The organism is Amycolatopsis sp. GA6-003 (assembly GCF_046267895.1).
Classification (GTDB): domain Bacteria; phylum Actinomycetota; class Actinomycetes; order Mycobacteriales; family Pseudonocardiaceae; genus Amycolatopsis.
Genome location: NZ_CP176499.1, coordinates 7,129,137 through 7,150,752 on the forward strand (window position 1 = coordinate 7,129,137; position 21,616 = coordinate 7,150,752).

Here is a 21,616-nt window from a genome sequence, read left to right on the forward strand (position 1 = left end):
GGAGACCTCCCTTGTCCGGCTGCTGAGCGAAAGTGTCATACCCGGCGAACCGGGCAGCTCATTGTCATACGCTTTGGCGGCTATATCCGATTTCTTCCGTTGTTTGGTTGAAGTCCTGGTGAATTCCCGGGTAGGCGATGTTCTCGACCAGGGTTTCTTCACTTTCCGCACGCATAATTCCGGCCGGTAGCCCGAACGTGTGCCGGAAGGAAAAAGAGTGCCGGGGTCTGTGCGTGCCCGCTTGGTCGGCGGTGGGATCGCGATCGCGGTCGTGGCGGGGGTCGCGGTCGCGGTGTGGCCCGAAGGGGCTTCGGCGCAGGATCCGGAGATTCAGATTTCCCGTTCTGCGTGCGGGCAGGGCTGGGCGGATCCGCGGCCGGGCGTGCAGACTTTCCGCCTGCACAACACCGGGACCGTCACCGCCGAGGTGGATCTGATCGATCCGGCGACCGGGGTTGTTTACGGCGAGGTCGAGGGTCTGGGCAGCGGGACTATCCGGCCACTGCAGGTGACGCTTGGCAATGGGTCCTACGCATTCCGTTGCCTTCCTGAGGATTCGGCGGCGATTGTCGGGCCTGCGGTCACGGTGAGTGGCGGGGCGGAGCGCGGACCGGGGGTCGCGCCGGTGACGCAGAATGATCTGCTCGGGCCGTTGAAGTCCTATCAAGCACAGGTGACGCACGGGCTCGAGCAGTTGGCTGCTGACGTCGGCAAGGTGAAGGAAGCCATTCGCGGCAACGATCGTGGTGCGGGTCAAGGTGCTTGGCTCGTGGCGCATCTTGACTACGAACGGCTCGGTGCGGCGTACAACGCCTTCGGTGACTCGGACAAAGCCATCAACGGTACTGCTGACGGTAAGCCGGACGGGGTCAAGAGTTCGGAGTTCACCGGGTTTCATCGGCTCGAATCCGGGCTGTGGCACAACGAAGACCTCGCCGCCCTTGTTCCGGTGGCTGAGCAGTTGGACAGCGACGTGCAGAAGCTCCGCAAGTCCTTTGCGGACAGTCAGGTCGATCCGAACGACCTTGGCTTGCGCGCGCACGAGATCGTGGAGAACACCCTGCAATTCGAACTGACCGCGCGCACCGATTACGGCAGCGGTACCAATCTCGCCACCGCTCGCGCGAATCTCGAGGGGACACAGGCGGTCCTCGACGTGCTGCGTCCGGTGCTCGCTCCGCGCTATCCGGCACTGTCCAAGGTGGACAAGTGGATGGAGCGCACCAAAGCCGCCCTCGACAGCGCCAAGAAGCCGGACAACTCGTGGACGCCGGTGCGGCAGTTGTCCGCGGCGCAGCGGCAGAAGCTCAACGCCGACGTCAGCGAATTGACCGAGCTGCTCGCGCCGATCGCCGCGATCGCGGAGCCGAGGAGGACCTCGTGACGACGGAATCCTCTCGCCGCTCCTTCCTGCGCCGGACCATCGTCGGAGCGGGCATCACCGCGGCGGCTGGGATCGGGGTGACTGCTAGTGCGAGCGAAAGCCAGAACACGGTTCCGTTCCACGGCCCTAAGCAAGCAGCGATTCTCCGCCAGCCACCGGCGCAGACCATCGTGGCGTCCTTCGACGTGGTCGCTGAGAACCGTGCCGAATTGACTCAGTTGTTCCAGGAGATCACCGACCGCGCGCGGTTTCTCGCGAACGGCGGTGCTCCGGCCTCGCTCGGCATTACCGCCCCGCCCGCGGATTCCGGCGTGCTCGGGCCGGTGGTGCCGCACAGCGACCTCGGCGTGATCGTCGGCGTCGGATCGTCCCTTTTCGACGGACGGTACGGGCTGGCCGACCGCAAGCCCAAGAAGCTCAAGCCGATGACCATGTTCCCCAACGACGCGCTCGACGCCGCGCAGTGCCACGGCGACCTGTCGCTCACGTTGTCCGCTAGCGACAACGACACCGTGCTGCACGCGTTGCGCGACCTGACCCGGGCGACCCGCGGCGGGATGCAGGTGCGCTGGAAGATCAACGGCTTCAGCTCTCCGTCCCGGCCGTCCGGCACCCCGCGCAACCTGATGGGGTTCAAGGACGGCATCGCGAATCCGGGCGAGTCCGAAATGGACCGCCTGGTGTGGGTGTCCGGAGCGGGCGAGCCGGCGTGGACGACCGGCGGCAGTTACCAGGTGATCCGGCTGATCCGGATGCTGGTGGAGTTCTGGGACCGGGTGTCGATCGCCGAGCAGGAGAACATGTTCGGCCGCCGCCGCGACACCGGCGCACCGCTGGACGGGGCGTCCGAACAGGACGAACCGCGGTACGCCGACGATCCGATCGGCACCGTCATCCCGCTCACCAGCCACATCCGCAAGGCCAACCCGCGCACCCCGCAGACCGACGGACAGCGGATCCTGCGCCGCTCGGTCAACTACGACCGCGGGGTCGACGCCAACGGCAACCTCGACATGGGCCTCGTCTTCACCTGTTACCAGCAGGATCTCGAGCGGCAGTTCGAAACCGTGCAGAAGCGGCTGATCGACGAACCGCTCGTCGACTACCTCTCCCCGTTCGGCGGCGGCTACTTCTTCGCGCTGCCCGGCGTCACCGGTCCCAGCGACCACTTCGGCCGGGCGCTCCTCGCCTGAGGCGCGTCCCGATCCCCACCCCGCGAAACCAGGAGGAATCCTCAGTGGACACAGCATTCGGCAGGCGGCGCCGTCGCCTGCTCGGCGCGGGAGCGCTCGCCTCGGCGGCCGTGCTCGCGATCGTCACCGGGTCCGCGGCGTCGTCCGCGCAGGCCCAGCCGCTGCACCCGCTGCCGGCGTCATGGCTGCCCACGCTCACCCCGATCAAGCACGTCGTGGTGATCTTCGGCGAGAACATCTCGTTCGACCACTACTTCGGCACCTACCCGAACGCCACCAACGAGAACGGCACCCCGTTCCAGGCGGCGAAGAACACGCCGAAGTTGAACGGCCTCGACGACAAGCTGCTCACCCGGAACCCGAACGCCTACAACCCGAAGCGGCTCGGACCGGACCAGGCGCTCACCTGCGACCAGAACCACAGCTACGGCGCCGAGCAGGCCGCGTTCGACGGCGGAAAGATGGACAAGTTCGTCGAGAAGACCGAGACCGACAAGTGCAAGGGCCAGCCGGTCCTCTTCGGCGAGCCGGGCCTGGTCATGGACTACTACGACGGCAACACCGTCACCGGCATGTGGAACTACGCGCAGCACTACGCGCTGAGCGACAACTCGTTCAACACCGTCTTCGGCCCGTCCACCCCGGGCGCGATCAACCTGATCTCCGGCCAGACGCACGGGATCCAGGCGGTCGACCCGGTCACGCACGAGCCGAAGAGCGACTCCTACGTCGTCGCGTCGCCGGACGAGAACGGCGTCGGCACCGTGATCAACGACCCGGACCCGGCGTGGGACGACTGTTCGGACAAGAACCACACCGCGAAGGACAACCTCGGCGCGATGCGGGGCCGCAACATCGGCGACCTGCTGAACGACCGGCACGTCACGTGGGGCTGGTTCCAGGGCGGCTTCAAGCCGACCGGCACCGAGAACGGCTACGCGGTCTGCGGGCAGAAGCACGCGAACATCGGCAATCAGTCCTCCGTGGACTACAGCCCGCACCACCAGCCCTTCCAGTACTACAAGTCCACTTCGAACCCGCACCACCTGCCGCCGTCGTCGGTGCGGGCGATCGGGCAGACCGACCGGGCCAACCACCAGTACGACACGAGCGACTTCGACGACGCGCTCAAGGCCGGTTCGATGCCCGCGGTGAGCTTCCTCAAGGCCCCGGAGTACCAGGACGGACACGCGGGCTATTCCGACCCGCTCGACGAGCAGCGGTTCGTCGTGGACGAGATCAACAAGATCCAGCAGTCGCCGGAGTGGCGTTCGACGGCGATCGTGCTCGCCTACGACGACTCCGACGGCTGGTACGACCACGAGAACTCCAAGATCGTCAACGGTTCGCAGGACGCGTCGCAGGACCAGGCCGTCTGCACCGGCAAGCCGGCCGGGCTCGGCGGGCACGCCGACCGCTGCGGCTACGGCCCTCGGCTGCCGCTGCTGGTCGTCTCGCCCTACAGCAAGGTGAACTTCGTCGACCACACCCGGACCGACCAGACCTCGGTGCTCAAGTTCATCGAGGACAACTGGTTCTCCGGCCGGGTCGGGAACGGCTCGTTCGACACTCGCGCGGGCGGACTCTGGAACATGTTCAACTTCTGGCGGCCGCAGGCGGGCAAGCTCCCGCTCGACCCGGAGACCGGGGCTCCGACCGGGCGGCACTAGCTCGCGTTTCGCCTCGCGCACCGAAGGCCATCGGGTTTCGACCCGGTGGCCTTCGGCCGTTTCCGGGCCGGTCTCCCGTCCGCTCAGCGGGAAACGACGTGCGAATACCGCGATGCTGGAAATTTTCCAGTGCGCGGGAACTGTGCGCGCAGTCGCGGATTGGGCGCCGAAGGCGCCCGGGAAAGGACGGGATCCGGGACAAGAATGGAGTCGCGCTGCGCGGTCCGTCACTCGACACGATAGGGTAATCGCAGGCACATCCTGTAGAAGGTGAAGGAACGCGAATCATGGCGCAAAAAGTCCATGTCGAGATGGTGGACGACATCGACGGCAGCATCGCCGAGCAGACCGTCCCGTTCAGTCTCGACGGCGTGAGCTACGAGATCGATCTGTCCGAAGAGAACGCTGCCGCACTGCGGGAAGAGCTGGCCCGTTACGTCGCCGCCTCGCGCCGGGTCGGCGGCCGCAAGGTCCGGATGGCCGCCGGGCAGTCCCCGCGGCCGGCCTCGACCGCCGCGGACCGCGAGCGCAACAAGGCGATGCGCGAGTGGGCCGAGGCCAACGGTTTCACCGTGTCCGACCGGGGCCGGCTCCCGGCGGAGATCGTGAAGGCCTACGAGGAGCGCGACACCGAGGCTCCGGCCAAGCCGGCTCGCAAGCGCGCGACGCGCAAGAAGGCCAGCGCCTGAGCGTTCTTTTCGGCAGCTGTGCCGCGGGGGCCGCGGCTAGTGATCAGCGGTGCGGGCGCCGCCGGGATTCCCGGCGGCGCCCTTCTGGCTGCCAGGGGGAAATAGCGGTTTCCCCGCCGCGCGGCCGTGCCGGAAGCGGGTGGCGGCGGGCCGGGGAATCGATTTCCCGCGGTTAAGACTTGCCGAGTCCGAGCAGTGCGTCCAGGTCGATCTTGCCGCCGGCGGCGTCGCGGATCGCGCGCATCGCGTCGGCGGACGAGAGTTGTTCCCCGTGCTGGTCGGCGTGCGCGCGCAGCAGATTCCCGATATGCCGTTCCGGAACCGTCCACGTGGGCCAGCGGCGGCGGGCGATCGCGGCGAGCGCGGAAAAGTCCGGCGTGCCCGGGCCCGCGGTCGCGTCGAGCAGCCAGTGCAGATAAGTGCGCAGCACCGCGACCGGGAAACTGCCCGGATGGCTGAGCCCGCCGTGCCCGGGCACGAAGGTGCGGACGTCCGGGAACATTTTGTCGAGCCAGTCCAATGCGGTCAGCCAGCCCGGGATCGAGCCGTGCACGGCGAACGGCGTGGACCCGACCGACAGCAGGTCGCCGGTGAAGAGCGTGCCGGTGCGCGGTTCGAACAGCACGAGGTCGCCGTCGGTGTGCGCGGTCCCGGGGAATGGGACGACCTCCACGACGACTCCGCCGAGGTCCACCTCGACCGGTTCGATCACCGCGTGCACCGCGTCGGCCGGCGGCGCCTCGAGCTTGCCCCAGTTCGCGCAGGCGAAGATCTCCTCGTGGCACTGCGGTCCGGAGCGGATGATCGGCACCGCGGCGGGCGCGGCCAGGATCCGGCCGCCGTTGCGCAGCGCGACCCCGGCTCCGTTGTGGTGGGTGCCGTGCGCGTGGGTCAGCACGAGCGTGAGCGGCATTTCGCGGGTCGAGTACTTGCGGACGTCGCTGACCAGGTCGAGCGTGTCGCGTTCGGTGCCGCAGGTGTCGACGAGCAGAACCCCTTCCCTGCCCCGGATCCACCCGCAGTTGGACACCATCCAGTCGCTCGGGCTGCGCACGTAGGCCACGACGCTCGGGTCGGAATACCGGAGCGGGACGATATTGCGCCTGATGACGGGCATGGGATCCCCTCGTTGGCCACCGGACGGGAAATGATCACCGGAATGGTATAGACCAAGTCACCTGCTGTCAGCGGGGTGGAGACCACGCTCACGCGCGTGGTCCCGCGCAGTTCTCGCCTGTCCCGTTCCGCCCAGCTTCGCGCGCATCGTTGCCCCCGGCTCCGTCGGTGCCCGACAGCGTATACCCCGAGGCCGCGGTTTTCTCGATGGTCCACAGAGGACTGGTTTAGGGGTTGCTCACGTCCGGTGACCGCCGGATACCATCAGTGAGGCCGGCCGCGCCCAGCGCCACGGATTTCGCCCCGTGCCGGGCGAGCCGGATCGACACCGGTTCCCCGGACAGCAGCGGCCGTTCCCGCAGCGCTTCCCGCACCGGTTTCTCCAGCAGGGCCCAGGACTTGACCACCGAACCGCCGAGCACGCAGGTCGAGAGGCCGAGCAGCCCGGCCGCGTGCGCGATCGCCTGGCCGAGGAACCGGCCCGCGTCGGCGAAGACCGCTTGCGCGGCCTGGTCCCCGGCGAGCGCTTCCGCGGCGACGGACTCCGCGGGGCGGGTTCGACCGGTCGCTTCGGCGTAACGGCGGGACAACGCCCGTCCGGCCGCGTACGCCTCGAGGTGTCCGATCTGCCCGCAAGTGCAGCGTTCCTCCCCGTAGCGGCCGACGTGCCCGATCTCGCCTGCCCCGGTCGCGCCGCCGTACAGCAGCCGCCCGTCCACGAACAACGCGCCGCCGACGCCGGTCCCGACCGCTACGCCGAGCACGTTCCGCTCGCCCGGCAGCAGCTCGCCGAGCAGGAAGCCGTCGACGTCGTTGACGGTGCGCACCGGCACCCCGCCGAGCCGCGCGGACAGCTCGGCGTTGACCGGCGTGCCCGCCCATCCGGTGAACGAATCCCCGGTGACCAGCACTGTTCCGGTCACCGGGTCGACGACGCCCGCCGCGCCGACGCCGACCCCGGCGAGCGCCGCGCGGTCCGGCACCAGCGAGCTGACCAGCTCCGCCGCGCGGTCGAGGATCGCCGCGCCGCCCCGGTGCGCTTCCGACGGCGCGGACGCCGACCCGAGTTCCCTGCCTTCCTCGTCGCACACCACCACCAGGGTTTTCGTCCCGCCGATGTCGACTCCGGCCCGCAACCCCGTCACGCCGCGGGGTCCGCGCCGGCCAGCGCCTCGCGCCGGCTTCGCTGCAGCTGCGGATCCGGCACCGGCGAGGAAAGCAGCAACGCCTGCGTGTACGGGTGTTCCGGAGTCCGCAACACCGTGTCCGCCGGCCCTTCCTCCACCAGTTCGCCCGCGCGCAGCACGGCCACCCGGTCGCACAGGCTGTCGACCACCGCCAGGTCGTGACTGACGAACAGGCAGCCGAAGCCGAACTCGCGGTGCAGCCGCCGGAACACCTCCAGCACCGCTGCCTGCACCGATACGTCCAGCGCGCTCGTCGGTTCGTCGGCGATCAGCAGCTTCGGGCCCAGCACCAGGGCGCGGGCGAGGCTCACGCGCTGCCGCTGCCCGCCGGACAGCTCGTGCCCGTACCGGTCGAGCAGGCTTTCCGGCAGCTCCACCGCGTCGAGGAGTTCCCGCACCCGCCGCCGGCGCTCGCTGCGGCCGGCCGAGGTGTGCACCACCAGCGGTTCGGCGACGGTCTGCGCGACCGTCATCCGCGGGTCGAGCGACGACGCCGGGTCCTGGAACACCGCGCCGATCTGCCGCCGGACCGCCCGCGCGGAACGGCCGGTGCCTTTCGGCAGCGGCCCGCCGAGCACTTCGACGGCGCCGGATTTCGGTGTGACCAGGCCCAGCGCGCAGTTCCCGAGCGTGGTTTTCCCCGAACCGGATTCGCCGACGAGCCCGACGATCTCACCGGGTGAGACGGACAGGGAAACGTCGTTCACCACCCGCCGTCCGCTGTACTCGACCACCACCTTCGACAGCGCCAGCACCGGCTTCCGGGTTTCCTCGCCCGCTGGTTCGTGCGAGAACGAACCCAGTTGCGGAACCGCGGCCAGCAGTTCCCGGGTGTATTCGGCCTTCGGCGCCTCGAACAGTTCTGCCGCCGGAGCTTCTTCGACGAGCTTGCCGTTCCGCAGCACCGCGACGCGGTCCGCGACATCGGCGACCACGCCCATGTTGTGCGTGATCAGCAGAGTCGCGGTGCCTTCGCGGTCGCGGATATCGCGCAGCAGGTCGAGAATCTGCTGCTGCACCGTGACGTCGAGCGCGGTGGTCGGCTCGTCCGCGATGATCAGCTTCGGTCCGGCGGCGAGCGCGATCGCGATCATCACGCGCTGCCGCAGCCCGCCGGACAGCTCGTGCGGGTACTGCTTGAGCCGCGCGGCCGGTTCCGGCACGCCGACGCGGTCGAGCAGTTCGGCGCACCGGTCGTAGTACCGGCGGTGGCGCAGCTTCTCCGGATCGTGGTTGCGGATCGCCTCGGCGAGCTGGAACCCGATGGTCCGCAACGGGTTCAGCGCGGTCATCGGCTCCTGGAACACCATCCCGGCACCGGGCCCGCGCAGTTTCCGCAGGTCTTCGCCGCGCAGGTCGAGCACGTTCTGCCCGGCCAGTTCGATCGACCCGGCGACCCGCGCGGAGCCCGGCAGCAGCCCGAGCACCGCGAGCGCCGCTGTGCTCTTGCCGGAGCCGGACTCGCCGACCACCGCCACGATCTCGCCGGGCGCGACCGACAGGCTCAGCCCGTCGACCGCCGTCGCGCCGTCGGAATAGGACACCCGCAGGTCACGAATGTCCAGCACTGCTTCGCTCATCGTCGCCCCTTCACCGCGAACGCGTCGCGCAGCCCGTCGCCGAGGAAGTTGATCGCGCACACCACCAGGACGATCGCGATGCCCGGAGGCAGAATCAGCCACCACGCGCCGTCGAAGGTGTAGGTAATTCCTTTGGACAGCATCGCGCCCCAGTCGGTATCGGGGGCGGGCACGCCGAGGCCGAGGAAACTGACGTACGCCACGAGCAGGATCGCGTCGGCGATCTGGAACGTCGCGTTCACCACCACGGTGCCGATCGCATTCGGAATGATGTGCCGGAACACCACGCGCGTGCGGCTCGCGCCGAGCACGGTGATCGCGCGGATATAGTCGCGTTCGCGCAGGCTCACCGTTTCCGCGCGCATCAGCCGCGCGGGCACCAGCCACGACACCGCGCCGATCAGCAGGGCCAGCACGCCGACGCTCGGGGTGACCAGCGTCGCGGCCACCAGCAGCAGGAACAGCGCCGGGATCGCGACGCCGGTGTCGACGATCCGCATCAGCACGGTGTCGAGCCAGCCGCCGGTGTACCCGGCGACCGCGCCCCACACCGCGCCGATCGCGGTCGCGATGAGCCCGGCGAGCACGCCGATGACCAGCGACGTCCGGCCGGCGACCATCAGCCTGCCGAGGATGTCGTAGCCGAGGTCGTCGGTGCCGAGCGGATGCGCTCCGCCCGGTCCGAGGCGGGCCGAGGCGAGGTCGGTGTGGGACTGGTCGGTGCCGTAGAACACCGGCCCGAGGAAACAGAACGCCACCACGAGCAGCAGCAGGATCGCTCCGACGACGGCGGATTTGCGGGCAACCAGCCGCGAAAGGACAGTCACGACCGCGCTCCCTTCACCCGCACCCGCGGGTCGATCGCCAGCTGGAGCAGGTCCGCGAGCAGGGAGCCGAGCACGGTCGCCACGGCGATCACGAGCACGACGCCCAGCAGCACCGGGAAATCGGCGGTGCGGGTCGCGGTCCAGAACAGCAGGCCGATGCCGGGGTAGTTGAACATCGATTCGACGACCAGCGAACCGCCGAACACCACCGGCACGTAGTAGCCGAGCATGGAAACCACCGAGGTCAGCGAGTTCGGCCAGACGTGCCGCCAGATGATCGTGCGCTCCGGCGTTCCCTTGGCTCGCGCGGTGCGCACGAAGTCCTCGGCGAGACTGTCCAGAGTGGAAGCCCGCATATACCGGCTGAACGCGGCGAGCGCGGCCCCGGTCCCGGCGAGGACTGGAAGGACCAGCGCGCCTGGTTGGGACAGCAGTTCGCCGATCGTTTCGCCCTGGGCGGCCTGCGCCGGGAACCACGGCAAGACCTGCGCGAACAGGATGATCAGCACTAGCGACAGGAAAAACACCGGCGTCGCGTAGAGCACGAAGGTGATCGCCGTGGTGAGCACATCCGCGGTCCGGCCGCGGCGAACCGCTTGCCAGACCCCGAGCGGGAGCGCGACGAGGATCGCGAGCGCGGTGGACACCACGGTGAGCAGCAAGGTTTTCGGCATCCGCTCGGCCAGCAGGGTGCTGACCGGCGAGTTCTGCGTGTACGACTCGCCGAGGTCGCCTCGCAGCAAGCGCAGCAGGTAATCCCAGTACTGCACCGGAAGCGGCTGGTCGAAGCCTTGCGCGTGGTTGAACGCGGCGATCTGCGCCTCGGTGGCCTTCACCCCGAGGACGCCGCGGGCCGGGCCGCCGGGCAGCAAATGCAGCAGCACGAACGTCACCACGGTGACCAGCAGCACGACCACCACGGCCAGCGCGAGCCGGCGGAGGATGTAGCGCGTCATGTCCTCACCTCGTCCAGAACCAGCGTTGCGGAAGCAGCTGGCCGGCCAGCGGGTCCTGGGAAACGCCGTGCAGCGCGGTGTCGATCGCCGAAACCTGGTACGGCGGATTCGGCAGCCACAGCACCGGAAGCTGCTCGGCCAGGTAAGCGCTGTACTCGAGCATCGCCCCGTTGTCCGACGCCAGGTTGGTGGCCGCGATCAGCTTGTCCGCCTTCGGATCGGTGTAGCCGCCGAAGTTCGTGCCCGCGCCGGTCGCGAACAGCTCCTCGCCGCTCGGGTTCGCCGAGAAGTACCAGCTGCCCTGAGTGCCGAAGTAGGACAGCTGCCAGCTGCACGACGGGTCCTTCGCTTCGCAGGTGGTTCCGTTGGCCAGCACGGTGTTCAGCGGCTGTGCGTTGATCTTCATCTCGATGCCGACCTTCGACAGCTCCGAGCGCAGCTCCTGCATGGTGCCGTCGGTCTCGTCGGAACCGGATTCGGTCAGCATGGTCAACGACAGGCGGGTGCCTTGGGCGATGCCCTCACCGCATTTCGCCGGGTCCGCGCAGAGCAGGACGCCGTCCGAGCCGGGTTTCCAGCCGTGGTCGGCGAACAGCTGCCTCGACTTGTCCAGGTCGAACGGGTACGGATTGGTCTTTTGCTTGGGCGACAGGTACTTCGTGTCGTTGTCCTGCGGGACCGGGCCGTAGCCGACGCGCGCGGCGCCGCGCCAGATCACCGAGGTGATGGCGTCCTGGTCGACCGCGTGCTGGATCGCCTGCCGGACATACAGCTGGGAGAACACCTTGCCCAGCTTCGGATTGTTGAAGTTGTACGGCGAATACGTGATGGACCAGCCGTTCCACGGTTCGACCCGGTAGCCCTGCTGCTCCAGTTTCGAACGCTGGCCGAGGTTCGACGTCGGCAGGTAGCCGTAATCGACGCCGCCCGCGCGCAGCACGTTGTACTCCGCCGAGGAGCTGGTGAAGGTCAGGAACCGGACGGTGTCGATCTTCGCCGGGTCCGGGCCGGTGTACTTCGGGTTCTTCCGCAGCGTCACCTCGCCGGACGTGGTGAACCCGGCCAACGTGAACGGTCCATTCCCGACTCTCCACAGTGGATTGGTCGCGTAGGTGCCGAGCTGTTTCGCTTGGCTCACCAGGAAATCGAAGACCTTCTTCGCGCCGCCGGGCGTGCGGTCGTGGTCGCCGACCGGCCCCGCGGCGCTGGTGCGGTCCCACGCGTGCGGCATCGGGACGATCAGGCTGAGCTGGTTGGCGGTGAACCAGTCCGGGTTGTACGCCTTGTCCAGGGTGAACGTGAACGTGCGGTCGTCGACGGCGCGGAAGCCGGTGATGCTGTCCGGGATCAGGCCCTTCGAATACTTGCTCCAGTTGTCCTTGCCCGCGCGGGCGAGGTTGAGCCAGAACTCGACGTCGCGGCTGGTCATCGGCTCGCCGGTGGACCAGGTCAGCGGCTTGAGCGTGATGGTCACGGTCTTGCCGTCGGGGGAGTAGCTCGGCGCGTTCGCGGCGCTCGCGGCGTCGTCCAGGGTGACCGAGCCGGAACTGGCGTCGTAGCTGTACAGGGGCACGTACATGGTGGACCGGATCATCCCGTTGTACGACCCGCTGTAGCCGGGAATGGAGAACGGCATGATCCAGTTCGGCGTCGCCGACGGGGGCATCGCGAACCGCACGGTCCCGCCGGTTTTCGGGGTGCCGGAACCGCCGCCGTGCGGTTCCCGGCCCGCCGCGCAGCCGGACAGCGCCAGCGCGGCGGCGAGCGTGACCCCGAGCGCGGCGCGCCACGGGAGTCGAGCCATTCGCATCACTTCCAACAACTCTGATGAAAGACCAGTGCCAGGTGCTATGCGGTGTCCTGGCTGTCGAGTAATCTCGCATGAGAGACGGGAATTGCCAAGAGTCCGGTCGCATAGTTTTGTTACATCAGTTCTGATGAAAGAGGTGACGCGGTGGATCCGGCCGGACCGCTGCGGCTGTTGTGGCTGGTCGCGCACGGCCACGCGACGTCGCGCATGGACCTGGCGCGAGCGCTCGGGCTGCCGCAATCGACGGTGTCGGTGCGCACGCAGGCGCTGCTGTCCGCCGGGGTGCTGACCGAGTCCGGCGAGGGCCGGTCCGCGGGCGGGCGGCGGCCGAAGCTGCTGTCGGTCAACGCGGAGTTCGGCCACGTCTGGGCCGCCGACGTCGGTTCGCGGCACGTGCGGATCGGCGCGCTCGACATCGCGGGCCACCTGCTCGAGGTGCACGAGCGGCCGCTGGACATCAGCCAGGAGCCGCGCGAACTGGTCGCCGGGCTCGCGGCCGCGGTGCGCGATGTGATGGCAGGCGCGGATTGCCCGGGCCGCGCGCTCGGTCTCGGCGTCGCGTTCCCCGGTCCGGTGGACGTCGACGCGGGCACCATCACGCTGCCGTCGCGGATGCCCGGCTGGCGTGGTTTCGCGGTGCGGGAAGCGCTCGCCGGGCATTTCGAGCTGCCGGTGGTCGTGGACAACGACGCGAACATGCTGGCGCTGGGCGAATCCGTCTCCGGCGCGCCCGGCCGGACGTTGCTGGTGGTGAAGGCCGGTACCGGCATCGGGTCGGGAATCGTGCTGGGCGGCGAGCTTTACCGCGGCCGGGCCGGGGTCGCGGGCGACATCAGCCATGTCCGCGTGCCCGCGGCCGAGGACCAGCCGTGCACCTGCGGGAATCGCGGCTGCCTGGAAGTGGTGGCCAGCGGCGCCGCGCTCGTCGAACAGCTGCGGGCGCAGGGATTGAAGCTGGAAACCACCGCGCAGGTGATGGCCACCGCCGAGGACGGACATCCCGAGGCGACCACGGCCGTGCGACGCGCCGGGCTGCGGCTCGGCGAGGTGCTGGCCACGGTGGTCAACTTCAGCAACCCGGACGAAGTGCTGCTCGGCGGTGCGCTGTCCGGTTCGGAAGCGTTCGTCGCGGCCGTGCGCGGCGCGCTGTACGAACGGTGTCTTCCCCTGGCTACCAGGGAATTGCGGATCGACCGGGTGCGCTTCGGTGCGGACGCGGGACTTTACGGCGCGGGCGCGCTCGCGCTGGACGCGGTGTTCGAGCAAGCGATCAAACGGAGTGGACGATGAAGAAGCTGCGGGTCGGGATCACCGGAATCGCCATCGAATCGAGTACCTTCTCGCCGCATCGGTCCACTGTGGACGACTTCCGGGTGCTGCGCGGTTCCGCTTTGCTTGCCCGCTACGACTTTCTCGACGCGGACTGGGCGCGCGATGTCGAGTGGGTGCCGCTGGTCGACGCTCGGTCGCTTCCCGGCGGCGCGGTCACCGAGGAGGCTTACGCCGAGCTGTCCGGGGAAATCCTGGACCGGCTGCGTTCGGCGGGCGAGCTGGACGGGTTGTTCTTCGACATCCACGGTGCGATGAGCGTCGTCGGACGGTCCGATGTGGAGGCTTCGCTCGCGCGGGAGATCCGGTCCATTGTCGGCCCGGACGTCCTGGTGTCGGCGTCGATGGACTTGCACGGCAACGTTTCGCGGGAACTGGTCACCGCACTGGACCTGATCACCTGCTATCGGATGGCCCCGCACGAGGACGCGTGGGAGACGCGCGAGCGGGCCGTGCGGAATCTCGTGTCGCGGCTGCGGTCCGGCGGCCGGCCGAAGAAGGCGTGGGTGCAGGTTCCGGTCCTGTTGCCGGGGGAGAAGACCAGCACCCGGCTCGAACCGGCGAAGAGTGTTTACGCGGCAGTGGATTCCGTGGAAGCGCTGGACGGAGTGCTGGACGCGGCGATCTGGGTCGGCTACGCGTGGGCGGACGAACCGCGCTGTCAGGCCGCGGTGGTGGTGATGGGCGACGACGTCCCGCTGATCACCAAGGAAGCCGAGCGGCTCGCACAGTCCTATTGGGACGCTCGGCACGATTTCGCCTTCGTCGCTCCGACCGGCACTCTGCCGGAATGTCTTGCCCAGGCGGTGGCTTCGCCATCGAGGCCGTTCTTCATCAGCGATTCCGGCGACAACCCGACCGCTGGCGGTGCCGGGGACACGTCGTGGAGTCTGGACGTCCTGCTCAACACACCGGCCATTGTGGACTCTTCGCTGACCACTTTGTACGCGGCCATTGTGGACCCCGAAGCTGTCGCGGCGGCCGTGGAGGCCGGAGTCGGGGCGACGATTTCCGTGGCACTGGGCGGAAAGGTCGACTCCGGGCCGCACGGTCCGGTCGCGCTCACCGCACGGGTGGAGGCGATCGACGCCGACGATCCGGTGGCCGGAACCGCGGTGGTGCTGGCCGTCGGCGGCTTGCGGGTGATCGTGACCGCGCGTCGCAAGCCGTATCACCTCGAATCCGACTTCCACGCGCTCGGCCTCCGCCCGCGCGAGGCGGACGTGGTGATCGTGAAGATCGGCTACCTCGAGCCGGAGCTGTACGACATGGCCGCGGACTGGCTGCTGGCCCTCACCCCCGGCGGCGTCGACCAAGACCTGCTCCGGCTGGGCCACTCCGGCATCGTCCGGCCGATGTTCCCGTTCGACCCCGACATGGCGGCTCCTTCGCTCATCCCCGAGGTCTTCTGAGCACTCTGAGTAGTCAACGCTGGGGCGGTCCGTAACCCGCCTCGGTGCTGACCTGCTTTCGAGGACGCTGGCTTGACAGGCAGGTATTTGCCTGCCTTACTGTATGTGTGCAAGCTGACCTGGACAAAGTGTTCAAGGCACTGGCGGATCCGACTCGCCGGTACCTGCTCGACCAGCTGCGCGAGGACAACGGGCAGACGCTGGGCGAGCTGTGCCGCCGGCTGGAGATGACGCGGCAGTCCGCGACCCAGCACCTCGCCGTGCTGGAGGCGGCGAATCTGGTGAGCAGCGTGCGCCGCGGCCGGGAAAAGCTGCACTACCTGAATCCGGTGCCGCTGCACGAAATGCAGGAGCGGTGGGTGAACCGGTTCGAGCAGCCGCGGCTGCGGATGCTCAGTGCCGTCAAACGTCGAGCAGAGGAAGCCATGAAGCCGAGTTTTGTGTATGTGACCTACATCGAGAGCACGCCGGAGAAGGTGTGGCAGGCGCTCACCGACCCCGAGCTGACCGCCCAGTACTGGGGCCACCGCAACGAATCCGACTGGCAGAAGGGTTCGCGGTGGGCGCACGTGCGGGCCGACGGGTCCGGGGTGGCCGACGTCGAGGGCGAGGTGCTCGAGGCGGTGCCGCCGAAGCGCCTGGTCACCACTTGGCACGAGCCGAACGGCCCGAAGGGCCGGGAACCGTCGCGTGCGATGTTCGACATCGAGCAGCACGAGGGCATCGTCCGGCTGACGGTGACCCACGAGGACCTGCCGGACGAGAAGGCGCACCAGGACGTGTCCGGCGGCTGGGCGGCGGTGCTGTCGAACCTGAAGTCGCTGCTGGAGACCGGGCACGTGCTGCCGCAGGCTCCGTGGGAGATGCTGTGACCGCCGCGGAATAGATCAGCGGCAGGGCGCGTTGGGGTCTTGTGAGTGGCGATGCCGGTTCCCACCGGCGTAAACGCTCACGAGGCCCCTTTCGCTTGTGCGGCCGGAACCGATGCGCTACTCTCACCGCATACCCCAGGAAGTCGGCCCCGCCGCCCCGGGGTTCCGCCCCTCCGCCAGCGTGAGTTCGCGCGACGAGGATTGGCGTCTTTCCCGAAGCTCGTCGCCTGACCCGCTTCGTCTCATCCGGCGGTCCGCGTTCCGCGTCGACTGTCCCCGCTCAAGGAGCCCAAACCATGACACAGCAAGGAATTCTCGACCTCCACGGCAAGACCGCCACCTTGGGATACGCCCCCGGCGGCCCGTCCGTGCCACAGTCCCTGATCCGCACGCACGGCCTGCGCCGCGGCGACGAACTCGTCCTCGACGACGGAGAACTCGTCTCGGTCAACGGCCGCCCGCCCGGAGAAAAGCGTCCCGATTTCGACCAGCTCACCCCCATTCACCCGAACCAGCGACTGGTCCTCGAAACCAGCCGGCACCAGCTCACCACGCGCGTCCTCGACCTCGTGGCACCGCTGGGCAAGGGCCAGCGCGCCCTGGTCGTCGCCCCGCCGCGCACCGGGAAAACCACTGTGCTGCAAGCGATCGCGCAAGCAGTGGCGGTCAACCACCCGGAGGCGCACCTCATGGTGCTGCTCGCCGACGAGCGTCCCGAAGAAGTCACCGACATGACCCGCTCTGTGCACGGCGAGGTAGTCGCGTCCACTTTCGACCGCAAACCGGCCGAGCACACCGCCGTCGCCGAACTCGCCTTGGAACGCGCGAAACGCCTGGTCGAAACCGGCCGAGACGTCGTGCTGCTGCTGGATTCCCTGACCCGCCTCGGCCGCGCGTACAACCTGGCAGCCCGCACCTCCGGCCGAATCCTGTCCGGCGGCGTCGACGCCAGCGCACTGCACCCGATGAAGAAAATCCTAGGCGCGGCAAGGAACATCGAAGGCGGCGGCTCGCTCACCATCATCGCCACCGCACTGGTCGGCACGGGCTCGCTGGCGGACACGGTGTTCTTCGAGGAACTGAAAAGCACCGGCAACTCGGAGCTCCGTCTCGACCGAATGCTCGCCGACCACCGCGTGTTCCCGGCAATAGATTTCTTCGGCTCCGGCACCCGCCGCGACGAGCTGATCGTCCCGCCGCAGGAACTGGCCGTGATGAACGAGGTCCGCCGCGCGCTGTCCACCCAGGACCCTAAGCGGGCCGCGGAACAGTTCCTGGAACAGGTCCGCACGACGAAGTCCAATGCGGAATTCATCGCCCGGGTGAACGCTTCGCTGGCGGTCCCGACGGCCGAAGCCGCCTGAGGCGAACGCCTGCACCAGGACCCCGTTCGTCGCGGTCAACCTCGAGGAAGAACCAGTGCTGACCGACCACCTCGGCCAAGCCGGATTCGACCTCAAGGCACCCGACCGAACTGTCCGTCCTCGGATCAGGGAACCGTCACCAGCCACCGATCCGACCGCCGACGCAGGTACCCCCACCAGTACCCCGCCGAAGCCACCAGCACCCCAGCGGTAATAGCCAGGTCCAGCAGGCTCTGCGAAACCAGCACGTACCCCAGCGCCAGCACCACGACCACCGGCACCACGGGCCACCCCGGCATTCGCCACACGTGTGGACGCCGGTGCGCCGGACGCCGCGCCCACAGCACGCTCACCGCGATCGCCAGGTACAGCGCCACCACAGCCACCCCGGTCACGCCGCTCAGCGTTTCCACCGGCACGAAACACAGCACCGCTTCCGAGACGCCGACCACGAGCGTCGCCACCCACGGCGCGCCGAATCGCGGGCTCACCACGCTCAACGCGCGATTCACCGGTTCCGGCCAGGCGTGATCCCGGCCCGACGCGTACAGCACGCGCGAGTTCTGGATCACCATCACGATCACCGCGTTCACGATCGCCGCCGCGATGCACAGGCTGACGATCGTGCCGAACGTCGAACTGCTCCAGCTCACCACGAGCGCGGTCAGATCGAGGTTCCCGAGCGTCGCCAGATCCGGCACGCCCAGCGTAATCGCCACGACCGGCACCAGGATGACCACCGCGCTGACCCCGAGCGTCCAGAACACGGTCCGCGAGACCGTCTTGTGCGGCTCCCGCATTTCCTCCGCGAGATACACCGCGGTCGAGAACCCCTGCACCACGAACAACGCCACCGCCAGCCCGGCGATCACCGAGACCAGCGCGATCGGGTGCACGCCGTCCATGCTGGGCCGCACGAGCACCGCGGCCGGCCGGTCCGTGTGCGCGAATCCGAGCACCGACACCACGACGATCGCGACGATCTCGATCACCAGGAAGATCCCGGTCAGCCAGGCGTTCGAGCGCAGGTTCACCAGGCCCATCCCGGTGGAGGCCAGCATCACCAGCGCTCCCGCCACCGACGGATCGACGTGCACGAGCACGGCCAGGTAGTCGGCGACGCCAATCGCGATGATCGGCGGCACCACCAGGATCACGATGAACGACAGCATGAAGGTGATCCATCCGGCGAACCGGCTGACCACTGTGGACACCATGGCGTACTCGCCGCCCGAACTCGGGACCAGTGTGCCGAGTTCGGAATAGCAGAACGCGATTCCCACGCACAGCAGCACGGCGAGCCCGATGGCCAGCGCGGTGCCGGTGCCGAGCGAGCCGAACAACGGCGGGACGAGGACGAACAGCGACGACGCCGGGGTCACGCAGCTGAGCGTCAGCAGAGTTCCGCCGCCGACCCCGATCGATCTGGTCAGCGAGCGGCGCGCGGGCGAACCGGCGGCAGTGTCGGTCTGGACGGGGACCGGATGAGGCGGCATGGGGATCCCTCCGTCGGCGGCGCTTGAGTTCGACGGATGGAACAGGACGGATTTGCCGTTGTCAACGCCGGAAAGACGACGAAATCCGTTGTCGGACCCGCGGGCGGACGGCCCATCTGGACACTCAGCGCGACGATCTGCCACGCCCCCGGTTGCCCGCGAGGGGGCCGAGTGGAGATGATCCCGGGATGCAGAGCCAGGACCCGAACCGGCCCGCGCCGCCGGTGGTCGACGACATCTCGAAGCAGATCATCGCCCAGTTGCAAGAGGACGGACGGCGGCCGTACGCGACGATCGGCAAGGCCGTCGGACTGTCCGAGGCGGCGGTCCGCCAGCGGGTGCAGCGGCTGTCCGATTCGGGCGTCATCCAGATCGTCGCGGTGTCGGATCCCTTGCAGGTCGGGCTTTTCCGCCAGGCGATGGTCGCGATCACCGTCGACGGCCCGCTCGATCCGGTCGCCGACGCACTGGCCGAAATGGACGAGATCGACTACGTCGTGCTCTGCGCCGGCCGCTTCGACGTGCTGTGCGAGGTGCTCTGCGCCGACGACGAGGCGCTGCTCGACGTGATCTCCAACCGCATCCGGACGCTGCCCGGAGTGCGCACCGCGGAGACGCTCGTGTACCTCAAGCTGCGGAAACAGTCGTACCAGTGGGGCACGCATCGGCGGTGACGACGAAATCCGAAGGTCTGTCCCGATGAGACTGCTGAAATTAGTCGTTGTGGGTGGTAGCGACGACTGATCCGCTTGCCAAGCGGCGGCAGCTCGTGCGATAACCGAGAAGTCCGGCCGGTACGCCACGGTGCGTGCCGGCAGCTTCGAGGCCCGTTTCGAGGAGCCATGACCACGACCGCCGAACCCGCCGGGATCGCCACCGTCCAGGGCGCCGCCGCATCCGACCACCTCTGGCTGCACTTCACCCGGCACAGCCAGGCCGAGCACTTCCCGGTGATCGTGCGCGGCGAGGGCACCTACGTCTGGGACGACACCGGCAAGCGCTACCTCGACGGTCTCGCTGGGCTGTTCGCGGTGCAGGTCGGCCACGGCCGCGAGGAACTGGCCGAAGCCGCCGCGCGCCAAACGAAACAGCTCGCGTACTTCCCGCTCTGGGGGCACGCGCATCCGCCCGCGCTCGAACTGGCCGAACGCCTGGCCGCCGCGTCGCCGGGCGACCTCAACCGCGTGTTCTTCACCGTCAGCGGCGGCGAATCCGTGGAAACGGCGTGGAAACTCGCCAAGCAGTACTTCAAGCTGACCGGAAAACCCACTAAGCACAAGGTGATCAGCCGCGCGCTGGCGTATCACGGCACGTCGCAGGGCGCGTTGTCCATCACCGGAATTCCGGGCGCGAAGGCCGATTTCGAACCGCTCGTGCCGAGCACTCTGCGCGTGCCGAACACGAACTTCTATCGCGCACCCGAGCACGCCGACGATTACGAGGCTTACGGCCGCTGGGCTGCCGACCAAATCGAACAGGCCATCGAATTCGAGGGCGCGGACACGGTCGCCGCGGTATTCCTCGAACCCGTGCAAAACACCGGTGGCTGCTTTGTCCCGCCGCCCGGGTATTTCGAACGAGTCCGCGAGATCTGCGACAAACACGACGTGCTGCTGGTCTCCGACGAGGTGATCTGCGCGTTCGGCCGGATCGGCTACGATTTCGCGGCCAAACGGTACGGCTACCAGCCGGACCTCATCACCACCGCCAAGGGGCTGACCTCGGGTTACGCGCCGCTCGGCGCGGTGCTCGCGAGCGAGAAGCTGATGGAGCCGTTCGCCGGCGGCGAGGCGACCTTCATGCACGGCTCGACCTACGGCGGCCATCCGGTTTCGTGCGCGGTCGCACTGGCCAACCTCGACCTGATCGAGCGCGAAAACCTTTACGGCCATGTACTCGAAAAGGAAACCGCCTTCCGGGCGACCCTCGACCGGTTGACCGATCTGCCGATCGTCGGCGACGTCCGTGGCACCGGATTCTTCTACGGCATCGAACTCGTCAAGGACAAAGCGACCAAGGAGACCTTCACCGCCGAGGAATCGGAACGCATTCTGCGCGGTTATCTGTCGAACGCACTGTTCGAGGGCGGTCTCTACTGCCGTGCCGACGACCGCGCCGAGCCGGTGGTCCAGCTGTCGCCGCCGTTGATCTGCGACCAGCCGCAGTTCGACGAGATGGAGCAGATTCTGCGCGAGGCGCTCACCGGAGCGTGGAAGTTGCTCTGACGCCCGCTGCCGCGCGGGTTGTCCCGCTACGCTGATCTTCGTTGCCTACCAACGGGAGGAAAGCGCGTGGCGGAGTGGAATGACCTGGTCGCCTACATCAGGCAGACCTACCGGGTGATCCGGGACGACCCGGGCGAAATCCGGATCCGGGTCCTGTTCGGCGACGACGCGGAGACGACGGGACGCGCGCAGGTCGTGGTGATCGCCAGGGAGATTTTCGACCAGCGCGAGGACTGGGTGCAGATCGCGACCCCGTTCGCCCGCGTGGACGAGGTGGATCTGCTCACCGTGCTCACCGAGGTAGGCCAGACGCTGGTGGTCGGCGGGCTCGTGGTGATGGGCGAGCACCTCGTGCTGCGGCATTCGCTGCCGCTGCTGAACCTCGACCTCAACGAGTTCACCGATCCGCTCGAACTCGTCGCCGGTTCGGCCGAGCTGCTGGAACAGCAGTTCACCGGGCGTGACGACTACTGAGCTGACGGAACGGCGAACAAGCGGGGCCCTGA

Annotated in this window: 18 protein-coding genes; 11 read left to right on the forward strand and 7 right to left on the reverse strand. The window is 68.3% G+C overall.

Features of this window, described 5'->3' with window-relative positions:
* Positions 1-229 precede the first annotated feature (229 nt).
* The 4 genes from F9C12_RS32530 (at position 230) to F9C12_RS32545 (ending at position 4,936) form a co-directional block, all read left to right on the forward strand.
* Entirely contained in the window at positions 230-1,384 is a 1,155-nt protein-coding gene (locus tag F9C12_RS32530) for an EfeM/EfeO family lipoprotein (protein ID WP_409467113.1), read from the forward strand.
* A complete protein-coding gene (locus F9C12_RS32535) occupies positions 1,381-2,577 on the forward strand; it encodes a Dyp-type peroxidase (protein ID WP_409462907.1) in 1,197 nt (398 codons plus the stop codon). The genes F9C12_RS32530 and F9C12_RS32535 overlap by 4 nt, the downstream gene beginning before the upstream one ends.
* A gap of 44 nt (positions 2,578-2,621) precedes the next feature.
* The gene (locus tag F9C12_RS32540; protein WP_409462908.1) at positions 2,622-4,247 is read left to right on the forward strand and encodes a phospholipase C; all 1,626 of its coding nucleotides are present in this window, start codon (positions 2,622-2,624) and stop codon (positions 4,245-4,247) included.
* 287 nt (positions 4,248-4,534) lie between these two features.
* Complete coding sequence (locus tag F9C12_RS32545; protein WP_009082354.1) at positions 4,535-4,936, forward strand: histone-like nucleoid-structuring protein Lsr2; 402 nt, start codon at positions 4,535-4,537, stop codon at positions 4,934-4,936.
* Positions 4,937-5,108: 172 nt separating this feature from the next.
* Here the strand turns inward: F9C12_RS32545 and F9C12_RS32550 are convergent, their stop codons facing one another.
* The 6 genes from F9C12_RS32550 to F9C12_RS32575 all read right to left on the reverse strand — a co-directional run bounded on the left by F9C12_RS32550 (position 5,109) and on the right by F9C12_RS32575 (position 12,406).
* Entirely contained in the window at positions 5,109-6,053 is a 945-nt protein-coding gene (locus F9C12_RS32550) for an MBL fold metallo-hydrolase (protein ID WP_409185571.1), read from the reverse strand.
* Positions 6,054-6,279: 226 nt separating this feature from the next.
* Positions 6,280-7,197 (reverse strand): ROK family protein, encoded by a 918-nt coding sequence (locus F9C12_RS32555; protein ID WP_409185572.1) that lies wholly within the window; start codon positions 7,195-7,197, stop codon positions 6,280-6,282.
* Complete coding sequence (locus F9C12_RS32560) at positions 7,194-8,819, reverse strand: dipeptide ABC transporter ATP-binding protein (RefSeq protein ID WP_409462909.1); 1,626 nt, start codon at positions 8,817-8,819, stop codon at positions 7,194-7,196. Before F9C12_RS32560 ends, F9C12_RS32555 begins: the two co-directional genes overlap by 4 nt.
* A complete protein-coding gene (locus tag F9C12_RS32565; RefSeq protein ID WP_409462910.1) occupies positions 8,816-9,646 on the reverse strand; it encodes an ABC transporter permease in 831 nt (276 codons plus the stop codon). The genes F9C12_RS32560 and F9C12_RS32565 overlap by 4 nt, the downstream gene beginning before the upstream one ends.
* Positions 9,643-10,602, reverse strand: coding sequence for an ABC transporter permease (locus F9C12_RS32570; RefSeq protein WP_409462911.1), 960 nt, complete (start codon positions 10,600-10,602; stop codon positions 9,643-9,645). The genes F9C12_RS32565 and F9C12_RS32570 overlap by 4 nt, the downstream gene beginning before the upstream one ends.
* A 4-nt stretch (positions 10,603-10,606) precedes the next feature.
* The gene (locus F9C12_RS32575) at positions 10,607-12,406 is read right to left on the reverse strand and encodes a peptide ABC transporter substrate-binding protein (protein WP_409462912.1); all 1,800 of its coding nucleotides are present in this window, start codon (positions 12,404-12,406) and stop codon (positions 10,607-10,609) included.
* A gap of 150 nt (positions 12,407-12,556) precedes the next feature.
* On the opposite strand from F9C12_RS32575, the gene F9C12_RS32580 reads away from it, so the two are divergent.
* The 4 genes from F9C12_RS32580 (at position 12,557) to rho (ending at position 17,389) form a co-directional block, all read left to right on the forward strand.
* On the forward strand, positions 12,557-13,702 hold the full coding sequence (locus tag F9C12_RS32580) for an ROK family protein (RefSeq protein ID WP_409185577.1): 1,146 nt from the start codon (positions 12,557-12,559) through the stop codon (positions 13,700-13,702).
* Positions 13,699-15,153 carry a M81 family metallopeptidase gene (locus F9C12_RS32585; protein ID WP_409462913.1) on the forward strand — a complete coding sequence of 485 codons (1,455 nt, stop codon included), beginning with the start codon at positions 13,699-13,701 and terminating at the stop codon, positions 15,151-15,153. Before F9C12_RS32580 ends, F9C12_RS32585 begins: the two co-directional genes overlap by 4 nt.
* A 107-nt stretch (positions 15,154-15,260) precedes the next feature.
* Positions 15,261-16,025, forward strand: coding sequence for an ArsR/SmtB family transcription factor (locus F9C12_RS32590; RefSeq protein WP_409462914.1), 765 nt, complete (start codon positions 15,261-15,263; stop codon positions 16,023-16,025).
* A 296-nt stretch (positions 16,026-16,321) separates the two neighbouring features.
* Entirely contained in the window at positions 16,322-17,389 is a 1,068-nt protein-coding gene (gene rho / locus F9C12_RS32595) for a transcription termination factor Rho (protein WP_409462915.1), read from the forward strand.
* A gap of 125 nt (positions 17,390-17,514) precedes the next feature.
* Here rho and F9C12_RS32600 read toward each other — a convergent pair whose 3' ends face one another.
* Positions 17,515-18,885 (reverse strand): APC family permease, encoded by a 1,371-nt coding sequence (locus tag F9C12_RS32600; protein WP_409185581.1) that lies wholly within the window; start codon positions 18,883-18,885, stop codon positions 17,515-17,517.
* A gap of 188 nt (positions 18,886-19,073) precedes the next feature.
* On the opposite strand from F9C12_RS32600, the gene F9C12_RS32605 reads away from it, so the two are divergent.
* The 3 genes from F9C12_RS32605 to F9C12_RS32615 all read left to right on the forward strand — a co-directional run bounded on the left by F9C12_RS32605 (position 19,074) and on the right by F9C12_RS32615 (position 21,584).
* Positions 19,074-19,559: an Lrp/AsnC family transcriptional regulator gene (locus F9C12_RS32605; RefSeq protein ID WP_409185582.1), complete on the forward strand. Its 486-nt coding sequence runs from the start codon at positions 19,074-19,076 to the stop codon at positions 19,557-19,559.
* A 168-nt stretch (positions 19,560-19,727) separates the two neighbouring features.
* A complete protein-coding gene (locus F9C12_RS32610) occupies positions 19,728-21,110 on the forward strand; it encodes an aspartate aminotransferase family protein (protein WP_409462916.1) in 1,383 nt (460 codons plus the stop codon).
* A gap of 66 nt (positions 21,111-21,176) precedes the next feature.
* Positions 21,177-21,584 (forward strand): hypothetical protein, encoded by a 408-nt coding sequence (locus F9C12_RS32615; protein ID WP_409185584.1) that lies wholly within the window; start codon positions 21,177-21,179, stop codon positions 21,582-21,584.
* Positions 21,585-21,616 lie beyond the last annotated feature (32 nt).